Below are 12,179 nucleotides of genomic sequence, written 5' to 3'. Positions count from 1 at the left end.
GCCTTGGCGCGCAGCGTGTTGGCGTCGACGATGATGGCATATTTGGCCATGCCGGAGGCGACGGCCTTTGTTGCCGGACCGTTGCCGCCCTCGGGCACGATGTCGAGGTCGTTCAGGCCTTCATAGAAGTCCCAACCGATTTCCGGCGTGTTGATCAGCGCATGCAGGTGGTTGAGGGCGGCGCCCGAATAGAGCGGGCTCGGAACCGCGATCATGCCGCGATTGTCCTCGACCAGAAGGTCGTTCCAGCTTTCGACCGGCTCGGCGATCTCGGTATTGTAGGCGATGCCCGTGGTGATCGCCTTGGTGCCGAAGAAGGTCATGTCCTTGTCGTAGGCAGCCTTGTCATAGCCTTCCACGGGCGCTTCCGGATAGGCCATCAGGTGACCGTCGGCCTTCAGCGTTCCAAGGTTGATCGGATCGGCAACCAGCAGCACGTCGGGCTGGATGTTGCCGGCTTCGATTTCCGCACGCATCACGTTCATCAGCGCGGAGGTGCCATTGCGGGTCCAGTTGACCTTGATATCCGGGTTGGCGGCCTCAAAAGCGTCGACCGTTTCCTGGGCCTGTTCGGGCGGCTGGCTGGTGTAGAGCGTGATGGTTTCCTCGGCGTGTGCCGCCGAGAAGGCAAGCGTGCTGACGGTTGCAAGGGCAAGCAGGGAGAGTTTCATCGGGGATTTCCTCGATTGTTGGGTGCTAGGCATGTTCGGTTTGCAGGTCCGGAAGGACCCAGCCGTCTGCAAGCGTGACGGCTACGCGCTGCCCGGCTTCGATGCGCGCCGGGGCAGGGACGTTCATGAAAAGGGTTTGGTCGTCCGGACCGATCGAAAGCTCGACCCGCAATATGTCGCCGCGATAGGTGACGCGGCGGATGGTGGCGGCAAGGCCGCCGGTCTCGGCCAGCTTCAGGTCGCCGGGGTGAAAGGCAATGCGCGCTTCCTCGCGGGGCAGGGCCGAAGGGCGGTTTCGCACCCGCACCTGCTTGCCGAAGAAGCGGGCGAAGCCATAGCCGCTGCGATCGGGCCGGAAATCGGTAATCTCCGCGATCTGGCCCTCTCCGATAAAGGTCGCGACCATGTCATTTGCCGGTTGACTGTAGAGTTCGGAAGGGCTGGCGAACTGGCTGATCCTGCCATTGTCCATCACGGCGACTCGGTCAGCAAGCGCAAGGGCCTCGGACTGGTCATGGGTGATGTAGAACATCGTTGCGCCCGACGCCTTATGGAAGCGGGCAAACTCTTCCTCCATCTCGCCGCGCAGATGGACATCCAGATTGGCAAGCGGTTCATCGAGCAGCACGAGCCCGGCATCCATCGCAAGGCAGCGGGCAAGCGCCACGCGCTGACGCTGCCCTCCCGAAAGCGCGGCCGGCCGGCGGTCTGCGAATTCCGTCAACCCGACCGTCTCCAGAACACGGGCCGTGCGCGCCGCGCGTTCGCCGCGCCCCAGCCCCCTGATCCTGAGGCCATAGGCGACGTTGCCGGAGACGGTCATGTGCGGCCATAACGCATAATTCTGAAAGACGACGCCGATGCCGCGCTCCTCGGGCGGGACATGACGCCCCTCGCCGGAAAGCAGCGCATCGCCGACCCGGATTGCGCCGCGGTCGATCGGCTCGAAGCCGGCCAGCGCGCGCAGCAGAGTGGTCTTGCCGCACCCGGACGGGCCGAGCACCGCCACGAACTCGCCCGAGCGGATGGACAGCGAGATCCCGCGCAATACGCTGGTTTTGCCGAAAGACTTGTCGACGGTCTCGATTTCGATGGCGCTCATGCGTGTTGATCCGACGTGTCGGTCGCAGGCCGGATATCCGGCCAATGACCATGGTAGAGGCGTTTTTGCACTGCTGTGCAATCTTCGCCGCCATCAATGCACCGGGCATGTGACAGTTCTGTTTCAGTGCGTTTTCGGTTTTATGAAGATTTGCTTTTCGGGGGCGCGCCGCGAACCAAGACCTTGCCGGAAACGTCCGCATCGAGGCCTTGTGCTGACTGCCCGGTTCCGAGCCGGCGACCGCCACACAGGCACTTCGTTGCCGATGATCCGACCTGAAATCTCCGACACGGGCCGCTGCTTTGCGTTGCTGCGTTCGGAAAACCGGCGAGAGCTCCGCAAAGCAGAAATGAAGGAGAGGAGTTTGTGTTCCTCAACCTGGCAAACACGCCTACGCACGGTCCACCGCGTCAGGTCAGATTCAGGTATAGTCCGCTTGGCTCTATCGTCTCGATGCCGGCATAGGGGCTTGCGTGCACCGTCAGCAGCCAGAGGCTTGTTGTGGCCGCAAGCACGTAGAGGAATATCGCTATACTCCCCGCGCGCGTTCTGTCTGCGTGCGTCACGGCGATCGTAAGGGACGTCAAGATCGTCAGCGTCAGGAGCATGTACCATTTATACTGATTGACGGTGGTGCTGGCGATGGCGAGGCGCACATCGCGCGTTTCCTGCAGGTCATTGAAAATGGCAACGGTCTGATTGATGATCGGCGCGGGCGCATCGCCCTCGGCGATATCCATGATGATGATGCGTATTTTCTGAAGGGCCTGCTCGACCGAAGCCGCGGGATGAAGGTTTCCGTTGGCGCCCCATTCGTCCGAGATCACCTTTTCACGATAGAATTCCATCGCTGTCTCAAGGTCAGGCCTGTTCAGGACCTCGGCTTCGGCGTTTCCGATCAGTCGATTGATCGCGGATCGCTCCGAGGTGAGCTCCTGGTCGGCCTTTGCGTGCAGCGTCCAGATGTCGGCAGCAACGAAGCCGAGAGACAGAGCCCAGGATGTCGCAATCGTTCCAATGAAGGCGCCCAGCGGAATGACGAGAGCATCGGTGCGCGCAAATCGGGCAAACAGGCGCAGAACCCAATAGGTCACGGCGAACAAGGCAAGACCGAAGACCAGAAACAGCAGGATTGAGGGAACCAGTGCCAGGTTCAGAAAATACGACATTGAAATCCATTTCGGGAAAAATACGGATCACGCTCTCCTGAAAATAGAGTTGCCCGGTTAAAGATCTGGTTACCGAGACGCTCGTGTACCGGCACCGAACCGCACGCCAATCGCTGTTTCTGTGGAACCGCAGAGATCCACCTGGCTTCTATGATGGTAACTGCTTACAAAAGACGATGATGCAAGTGGAATCGGCTTACAGGTCGCCGGACCGGGGGGACACATTGAAAGAATATATTCTTGCGTGCGCTTTTTCTCTATGCGTTCCGCAGGTTCTCCATGCGGCCGACAGTGCCACCGCACCCCCGGATGCCTCCGCGGCGAATGCCTCTGACTGGGCTCTTCAGATCACTCCCTATCTGTGGGCAACCGGCGTCAAGGGGAAGGTTTCTCCCTTCGGCGTCGGGCCGACCGTGAATATCGACCGCTCTTTTTCCGAGGGGCGGGACGGGCTGAATATTGCCGGATTTGTCAATGTCTGGGGCCGCCACGACCGTTTCGTTCTCTCTGCGGACATGATGTATACGGATACGAGTGACGAGGACACATACAGGTTTCCGGGCACTTCGCTGCTGCCGCCGTTTGAAGCGAACGGCAAACTCAATACCAGGCAGTTCATGGCCACCGTGCAGGGCGGATACCGCGTTGTTGATACGCCCGCCTTTACGTTCGACGCTTTGGCCGGCTTGCGTCTGTGGCATATCTCCAACGAAATCACGGCCAGCGGTCTCGGAAGATCAGTCAGCTATGACGAGAGCTTCGGCTGGGTTGATCCCGTTGTCGGCGCCCGTGTGTTTTTCAACCTGACGGACCGGTTATCGGTTCAGGCCCAGGCCGATATCGGCGGCTTTGACGTTAATTCCGATCTGACCTGGTCTTTCCTGTCGACGGCGAACTATACGTTGAGCGAGCACCTGTCATTTTCGGCAGGCTACAAGATCGTCGACACCGACTACGAAAAAGGCGGTCATGTCTATGACACGAGGCTGAGCGGGCCGGTTGTGGGGCTTACCTACCGGTTCTGACCGGTATCGGCTTGGTCGCGAACATCCGCGATTGAAACGTTAAGCCCGTGGCGAACGGAATGATCCGGCCACCACACGGACTGCGGTGGCCGGCACGTTTCAGTTGACCGGCTCGAACTGGAAAGGTTCGGCGGGTTTGAATTCAGCCGAAACTTCGCCCGACTTGAGCTCGATCATGTCAACGCCCAGATCCAGCATCCGCACGCCGGCGTCTGCCGAGAAATCGAGTTTGTTCAGGTCGACCCAGAAGAGGTTCGGCGAAATCGCTGATTCAACGTAAAAAAACTTGTCCTTGTGATCCGCGACGACCCTCCAGCGCGTGGTCGAAAGATTCGGCGCGTCCGGCGTGTTGATGCCATAGGGAACAGACGCGTTGCGGATCACACTCATGGCGGCGGCCGCCGCGATGCGCGGTTCATCCGACTGGACCACCATGTCGATATAGGTGTCGGCACGGGTAAAACGATCGGGAGAACGGGTTGTACCGGGCAGCGACTCACGCGGATTGACGTCCTGCCAGTACCTTTTGATCGCCAGTTGCTGATCGTAGGGCGGATCGTTTGTCATCGTGCGGTATTCCGGGCCGTGATGGATGACCAGTTCGCCGTCCAGCCATTCCAGTATGGCGCTGTCGCCGCTGGCGTCCGAGAGGGAAAGATGAACCTTCGCCAGGCGGCCGGGCTGATCGGGAACGTCGGCGGTCACGACGTCGAAAGGATTGGCTTCGATATCGGCCACCGCTTCGGCAACGCTGCCGTAATTGTCCAGGAAATACTGCGCCCAGATCGACAGCGATATCTCGGGCGTGGTTCCGTCATTCTTGGGGTATTCGGACGCCACCAGCCAGAGCATGTTGGCCACCAGGCCGGCTTCGTTCATGCCGTCGACGGTGGAGAAATCATAGCCGGAAACAATCATGCTGCCGTATTTCGACGTCCAGGTCAGCGAATTCTCGCCCGCTTCGCCATTTCGCTCCATGCCGCGCGGGAACACCCACAGGTTGGAAAGCATCGGCAGGCTCCAATCCATGGAACGCGCCGTCAGGATGCGCTCCTCAGGGCCATGATAGACAACACGCGTGCAGGCATCGGCGATGGGCGCCGCGGCTACTGAAAGCGCGGCGCCAGCTTGTTGCGGGCAAGCCGTTTCAGGTGGTAACCGACCATCCGGGGCGACAGGCGGGAAACGGCCTGAAAGGTCGAAAGGCTGATCATTGGCCAGTCCTTTTCAAGGTGGTGGAAGGAGGGGCTGACAGCTGCCGCCGCATTTCTGCCGGCTTCCTGATCACGGCCGGATTGAGCCCGGAATGGATCCGATCGGTTCGAAACTTGTCGTGGGCTTGACCGCCACGCCATCCGGCCCGGCGCCTTGTATGAGCAGGGTCAGCTCGTTGAGGAGCAGAAGAAAGTCCGGCGAAAGGAACTGTTTCTCGTCGGCCTCGATCTCCCGGGCCATTTCAGCCACGCCAACCAGCTTGTCCTGGGCGTAAACCTCGCGCCGGCGCACGAATTCGATCAGCCGCTGGCGCAGCGACGAGCGCATCTGCTGGTCCTTTTCAACGGCCGCAGACTTCCAGTTCTTCACCAGTTTCTGGCGCTTCCCGCCGATGCCGAAGAGCTTTCCGAGAAGGGGATGCGCCCGTAGCGTGTGCAGCTTCCGCGCGCTCAGGCTTCGCTTGGAAAATCTTTCGAGATAGACCGGCGACTGGTAGTGGCGGTAGCTGTCGGCGCTCACCTCGCCGGCATCGCCGATGACCCGCATCCTGTGGTCGCGCGGCGCGACGACGCTGCAGGTAATGCGCGCGGCGGCGCCATTGGCAAAGGAAAGGTTGGCGACGGAGTAGTCGGGAGTTCCCGAAAAGCCGGCAACAAGCGGCGATTTGGCGGGCAGCAGTTCGCTTGAAAAGGCGGTCACGGAAACGGCCGGGCCGAGCAGGCCGCATATCCATACGAGGTGATATCCGACATGCTCGAAGGTGCAGCCTTCGTTGATTTCCTCGACCACCGGCCACGGCGCGTCCGTCGCGCTGCGTACCTTCTCGAACTCCATCAGATGGATCGGGTTGTCGTCCAGTTCCGCATAGATCAGCCGCGGCGAGCCGATCCGTCCTTTTTCGACCGCATCGAAGATGGTGCGCACGGAATCGCTGAAAATATTGCTCGGCGCCGCGTAAAGCCGCACCCCATGGGCGGCAGCCAGCTCAAACAGTTCCCGCGATTGCGCCAGGTCAGTGGTCAGCGGCTTTTCGGAGTAGACATGCTTGCCCCGCATCAGAGCTTTTTTGGAGACTTCGAAATGCGAACCGATATTGGTCAGATTGACGACCGCATCAATGTCAGGGTCGTCAAGCAGGGCTTCGTAGCTGTCATATGTCCTGAAACCGTAATAATCCGAGACTTTGCGCATCCGCTCGGGTTTGACATCGAAAACGCCAGCAATCTGCAGTTCGGGATGCGCTCGGATGGTCTTCATGTAAATATCGAACACGAATCCACAACCTACGAAAGCAATATTCATGCCCTTGGTCGACTCCACGAAATATGTCTGAAATAGTTTTAAAGTAATATTTTTGCACAAATTCAGCGGGCCAAATTGCGGCCCGTTTCCGAGTGCGGATATTGCGGTCCGGCTGCGCGGATGTCAAGCCGAACGCCTGTCCCGGTCGCCGCCGCGCCGATGAGGCGTGCCGTCCCCAGGCGCCGCGCGCTGTCGTCCACAGGTCGTTTTCGCCGTATCATCTGCCCGGGATGGAAAAACGCTCCGGACAGCGGCTATCATCGTCGTTGAAATGGTCGCATGCCGGGTCTGGCGGAATCATGCGACCGGCGAAGAGGAGGGGATCCGCGCAGTGGTTTCGAGCAGTTCAGGGATTGATCGCACCGGCATCTGGCTGAAGGGGGACTGGCACCTTCACTCCCGGCACAGCAGCGATTCGACCAACAATCCGGTCGAAAAGATCATCGGTTTTGCCGAGCGCCACGGATTCGACTACCTGACGATCACGGATCATGATGTGCATGTGGGCGGCGATGTCGCCGGTCATACCTGGTCCGATCCGGCCTATCGCTCCGACCGGCTGCTTCTGCTCTATGGCGCCGAGCTAACCGCGCCGCGCGGTCACGTCAACCTTTACGGCACGCAGCCCTATGACCACCAGCGCTTTTTCGACCACCGCAACGACCGGGACTGGGACCTCGCGGCCCTGAAGCGGGAAAGCGCCGTCCACTGGTCGGCGAACCATCCCGTCACCAGCAACCACTACGGCTTTTCCTTTGATCTTGCCGATTCCATCGAGGTCTGGAACGGGCCGATGTGGCCGAAGAACGCGGCCAATGTCCGCGTCTGGGACAATATGCTCCTGTCCGGGCGGATGATCGGCGCGCGCGGCGGCTCGGATGCCCATCACGGCGTCCCGGACCGGCCGGAACTCGCCAGCCAATGGTCGCCGGAAGCCACGATGAACTATGTGGGAACACCGACGACCTGGGTTTTTGCCCGGGAGCGCAGCGGCGACGCGCTGCTCGAGGCGCTTGTGGCCGGCCGGGCATGCGTCTGCGCCAACCCGTTCAATCCGCGCGTCGAACTTGTCGCCGATGCAGGCGGCGGCGCCGAGATGATGATGGGCGACAATGCCAAAGCCGAAGGCCAGCCGGTCTCGTTCGAGGTTCGTCTGTCCGGGGGCGGACCGGAAGGCGCGGCCTATTCGGTCAGGATCATCAAGAACAGGGAGACCTACGCGACCCTTGCCGTCGACCCCAAGACCCGCACGGCGCGATTTACCGACACGCCTGCGGCGGGCGAACGGAGCTACTATCGCGCGGAGATTGACGGGCCGCAGGCCGTCTATGCCGAAGTGCCGGATTCGATGGCGCTCTCCGCCGACAAGGTCGCGCTTTCGAACCCGCTCTATTTTAACTACGACCCGTCATTCTGACCTGCAGAAACAGGTCCTTTTCCGTCAAACGGACACTATCGCTTCCGGGTTGAAGCCGGGCGGCAACGGCTCCGGTCGTTCGATCGCGATGTTTTCCAGGCGCAGGTCCTCGACGTTGCATGCAAAGACCGCCGGCATGCCGCCGGGGTAATCGACAAGGCCGATCACCCGGCCGTCGGCGTCTTTGCGCCAGGCATTGGCGCGGCCTTCCGTTCCGGGGGCGCCCGCAAGGTCGGCGGGCGTCGGACGGAGATCGTAGCAGCGCGCCGTTCCGTGGACGCCCTGCCTCTGCTCGAGCGCCACAGTGCGGATCTCGATGTTCTCGATGCCGCCCTTACGTTCGGAATAGAGGTTGATCGCGCCTTCCATCGAGCCCGTGATGTTTTCGATGATGACGCCGCTGATCTTGCCTGCGGGCCTTGTTTCCGGACGGCGGTCGACAAGATTGATCGTCAGCGCTTCGCCCGAGCCCCAGAAGCCGGGCGGCGTCTCGCGGCAATCGAGGCTGATATCCGAGAAACGGATATTCTCGACCGCTCCGCCATCGCGGGAGAAGATGCCGAGGCCGCGATTGGAGGCGGTCACTTCGCAATTCCTGAAGCTGATATCGCGGAAGTCGCCGAAGGACTCGGTTCCGATTTTGAGCGCACAGGAATGCGAGCGCAAGCGACAGTCGGCGACCTCGATTCGTTCGCATGCGCCGACGACCGTTCCGTCCGGGCGGCACGAGGTCTTCAGCACAATGCCGTCGTCGGCGGTGGAGATGTCGCAGCGAGAGACCGTTACGTCGCGGCAGCCGTCGAGCACGATCCCGTCCGTGTTCGGCATGTCGAGCGCGTTTTCGACCCGGACGTCGTTGATCGAAAGCGCCGTGCAGTTGACGAAGTGAAGCGTCCACATCGGCGAATCGATTACGCTGAAGTGCGACAGGCTGACATTGGTACAACTGTCGAGGACCAGCAGGCGGGGGCGGCGCGTTGCCGGCGTGAGCGTTCCCATCTCCGCGTCCTCGCCCGTTGCAAAATGCGTTCCGCCGCAGACGATGCGTCCCTTGCCGGTGATCGCGATGTTGCGGGCATGTGCAGCGGAGATCATCGCCCGGTCGCTGTCCTCGGCGATGACGCGTACAGGATGGGCGGCATAGGCCTCATAGTCCGGCAGAAACTGCAGCACGGCGCCATCCTCGAGGCGCAGTTCGGCGTTCGAAATCAGTTCCAGGCCACCGCAAATATGGGTTCCGGCCTCCAGGATAACGACAAGCTGTGTGCTTGCGGCGGTGTGAATGGCGCGCTGGATGCGGGTCGTGGCATCGCCGCCGGCCGCCGGAATACGAATTTCCTGCACTGACTACTCCCAAAAAAAATTTCATGACTCTCAACGCATTCAGGGAGCCAGAACTGGACAAGAGCGAAATTATTTGCAATTTTCAACCGAAATTTCTACCAATAACGCAAAAAGAAAAGCAATGGCAGTGTAAAAAATTTCATTGCATTGCGGGGATGGAGGACATTCTGGCCAACTATTCGAAGATCTTTCATCTCGTGGAACTGCTTTCGGAGCGGATCTTCACGCCGACGGAAACGACCGTCGATCTCCGTTACCGCCAGGCGTCGCCTGCAGCGCGGGCGCGCATGCTGCAAGGGCCGCATGATGACTGGTCGCCGGTGACGCCGGACACCGTCTGGGGCGAGCCGCAGAGCTATTTCTGGTTTGCTGGCAGCGTGCTTGTACCCGATGGCCTTGAGGGCAAGCGGGTCTGCCTCGGCATCGAGGCGATGTTCGGGCGGGTGATGGGGCGCTCCGATCCGCAATGCCTCGTGCGCGTCAATGGCGAGATCGTCCAGGGCGCGGATTATAACCACCGCGAGATCCTTCTGACTGCCAGGGCGCGCGGCGGCGAGCGTTTCGACATCATGATCGAGGCCGGCACGATCGAGGACCGACGCCAGCTTGGTTTTGCCGGCCGGCTCCTTGTCCACGACCTTGAGGCCGAAGCGCTCTATTACGACCTGCGCGCGCCGCTCGATGTCGCCAAACATCTCGACATCAACGACCATCGCCGGGATTTTATCCTGAAAACCGTCTACCAAGCGATCAACGCGGTGGATTTCAGGCCCGGAGACCCCGTGCGGTTTGCCGAGAGCCTTGAGACGGCAAGCGCGATCGCGGAAGGGATCTATGCGGCCGGCGATACCGAGATCGCCCCGCACATCACCGTCACCGGTCACACCCATATCGATGTCGCGTGGCTCTGGCGCATTCGCGAAACGCGGCAGAAGATGGCGCGCTCGATGGCGACGGCGCTCTCTCTGATGCGGGACTATCCGGAATACCGGTTCATGTATAATCAGAGCCTGCTGCTCGATTATCTGGAACAGGACTATCCGGCCCTTTTCGCCGGCATCAGGGAACAGCAACGGGAGGGCAGGTTCGAGATCGAGGGCGCGCTCTGGCTTGAACCCGACGCCAATATCACCTCCGGCGAGTCGCTTGTCCGGCATGTGCTGCGCGGGGTCCGCTATCACGTCGAGAAATTCGGCGTTCGGCCGCGTATCCTGTGGCTGCCGGATACGTTCGGCTACTCCGCCGCCATTCCGCAGATCATGAAGCTCGCCGGGCTGACGGTCTTCGTTACCCACAAATTGTCCTGGAACGATACCAACCGCATGCCGGGCGAGGTGTTTTTCTGGCAGGGGATCGACGGCACGCGCGCGCCGACCTATTTCCTGACCACCCAACCGGCCGACAGCACCTCCATCGGCACCACTTATTGTCCGGACCTGAAGGCGAGCCATGTGATGGGCGCATGGCGGCGCTACGCCCAGAAGGAGACCAATGACGAGTTGTTTCTCGTCTACGGCTTCGGCGACGGCGGCGGCGGGCCGACGCGGGAAATGCTGGAGCATATCCGCCGGATGGAACGCGGTATCCCGGGCTGCCCGCGCGTATCACAGGGCTTCATGGGACCGGTGCTCGAACGGATCGTCGGACGAATGCATGAAAGCCCGAAGGAATATCCGGTCTGGGTCGGGGAGCTTTATCTCGAATTCCATCGCGGCACTTTCACCTCCGTCGCCAAGGTGAAGCGCAACAACCGGCGGGCCGAGGCCATGCTCCGGGAGCTGGAAGCGCTTGCGAGCCTGGCGTGGTTCTCCGCCGGCATCGATTATCCCGAGGCCGAGCTTGCCGCACTCTGGGACATCGCGCTGCTCAACCAGTTTCACGATATTCTTCCCGGATCCTCGATCGGGCTTGTGTTTGACGATAGCGATGAGGACTACGCGACCTTTTTCGCCCGTGCGGAGGTTTTGCGGCGGCGCCTTGCCTCCTGCGTCGCGGGCGAGGGCGAGACGCTCCTGGTCAACGCGTTTGGAAGGCCGAGAGGCGGTCTGGTCAGGCTCGCTTCCGAGACCCCCCTCCGGCTTGGCGATCGCAACTCGCAGGTCCTGGTGGCGGCAGACGGCACGCTTTCGCAGGCGGTTCCCGTCGATGCCATTCCGGGGCTTGGCGCGGTGCGCCTGACGCTGGCCGCGTCACCCGAACCGGCGGCGGGCGACGGCGGGCTCGCGGTCACGCCGAACCGGCTCGAGAACGCGTTCCTGCGCGCCGAATTCGACGCCGGCGGACGTCTCGTTTCGCTGGTCGACAAGAAGAGCGGGCGCGAGTGCCTGACAGGCGTTGCCAACCGGTTGCAGGCCTACCGGGACGTTCCGGAACAGTTCGATGCGTGGGATATCGACCGCACCTTCGAGGATCAGGTCTTCGAGATCGACGGGCTGGTGAAGGCCGAGGTCGTCGAGACCGGTCCGTATCGCGCGGCCCTGCGCTTCGAATGGCGCTACGAGGCCTCGCGCATCGTCGAGGTCGTTTCACTCGAGGCGGAGGGCCGGGCGCTGGAGTTTGACAGTTTCATCGACTGGCGTGAGCACAATACGATGGTGAAGGCCGCCTTTCCGCTGGCCGTCCGCACCGCAGATTGCGATGCCGAGATCCAGTTCGGTCATGTCACCCGGCCCACCCATGCCAACACGAGCTGGGATCAGGCGCGGTTCGAGAGCCCGATGCATCGCTGGGTCTCGCTTTGCGAAGATGGCTTCGGCGTTGCGCTGCTCAATGACTGCAAATATGGCTATGACGCCCGCGACACGACGATCCGGCTGACGCTGCTGCGGTCGCCGACCTATCCCTGGCCCGAGGCGGATCAGGGCGAGCACCGGTTCCGCTACGCCATCATGCCGCATGACGGGCTCGGCTCCGTTTCCCTCGCGGCCGAGGCCT

General features: G+C 61.4%; 8 protein-coding genes and 1 pseudogene. 3 read left to right on the top strand and 6 right to left on the bottom strand.

The window, feature by feature from the left end; translation table 11 throughout:
• The 3 genes from AC5DC2_RS11045 to AC5DC2_RS11035 form a co-directional block, all read right to left on the bottom strand.
• On the bottom strand, positions 1-671 hold a 671-nt coding region (locus tag AC5DC2_RS11045), incomplete at its 3' end, for an extracellular solute-binding protein (RefSeq protein WP_491698509.1).
• Between the two features lie 25 nt (positions 672-696).
• A complete protein-coding gene (locus tag AC5DC2_RS11040) occupies positions 697-1,773 on the bottom strand; it encodes an ABC transporter ATP-binding protein (RefSeq protein WP_491698508.1) in 1,077 nt (358 codons plus the stop codon).
• Between the two features lie 410 nt (positions 1,774-2,183).
• Positions 2,184-2,942 carry a bestrophin-like domain gene (locus AC5DC2_RS11035; protein WP_491698507.1) on the bottom strand — a complete coding sequence of 253 codons (759 nt, stop codon included), beginning with the start codon at positions 2,940-2,942 and terminating at the stop codon, positions 2,184-2,186.
• Between the two features lie 176 nt (positions 2,943-3,118).
• Here AC5DC2_RS11035 and AC5DC2_RS11030 point away from each other — a divergent pair, with 176 nt between their 5' ends.
• Complete coding sequence (locus AC5DC2_RS11030; RefSeq protein WP_491698506.1) at positions 3,119-3,967, top strand: hypothetical protein; 849 nt, start codon at positions 3,119-3,121, stop codon at positions 3,965-3,967.
• Between the two features lie 99 nt (positions 3,968-4,066).
• Here AC5DC2_RS11030 and AC5DC2_RS11025 read toward each other — a convergent pair.
• Both AC5DC2_RS11025 and AC5DC2_RS11020 read right to left on the bottom strand, forming a co-directional pair.
• Positions 4,067-5,089 (bottom strand): annotated as a pseudogene (locus tag AC5DC2_RS11025) (linear amide C-N hydrolase); the annotation flags it as partial.
• Between the two features lie 162 nt (positions 5,090-5,251).
• A complete protein-coding gene (locus AC5DC2_RS11020; protein WP_491698505.1) occupies positions 5,252-6,484 on the bottom strand; it encodes a Gfo/Idh/MocA family protein in 1,233 nt (410 codons plus the stop codon).
• A gap of 331 nt (positions 6,485-6,815) precedes the next feature.
• Here AC5DC2_RS11020 and AC5DC2_RS11015 point away from each other — a divergent pair, with 331 nt between their 5' ends.
• Positions 6,816-7,901 (top strand): CehA/McbA family metallohydrolase, encoded by a 1,086-nt coding sequence (locus AC5DC2_RS11015; protein ID WP_491698504.1) that lies wholly within the window; start codon positions 6,816-6,818, stop codon positions 7,899-7,901.
• Between the two features lie 24 nt (positions 7,902-7,925).
• On the opposite strand, the gene pglB is transcribed toward AC5DC2_RS11015, so the two are convergent.
• Positions 7,926-9,245 carry a polygalacturonase PglB gene (gene pglB, locus AC5DC2_RS11010; protein WP_491698503.1) on the bottom strand — a complete coding sequence of 440 codons (1,320 nt, stop codon included), beginning with the start codon at positions 9,243-9,245 and terminating at the stop codon, positions 7,926-7,928.
• A gap of 155 nt (positions 9,246-9,400) precedes the next feature.
• On the opposite strand from pglB, the gene AC5DC2_RS11005 reads away from it, so the two are divergent.
• The coding region (locus tag AC5DC2_RS11005) for an alpha-mannosidase (RefSeq protein ID WP_491698502.1) at positions 9,401-12,179 on the top strand (2,779 nt) is incomplete at its 3' end.

The sequence above is a fragment of the Martelella sp. genome, assembly GCF_984369615.1.
The sequence above is the reverse complement of the archived record's forward strand: the minus strand, read 5'-3'. Positions and strand labels throughout refer to the sequence as shown.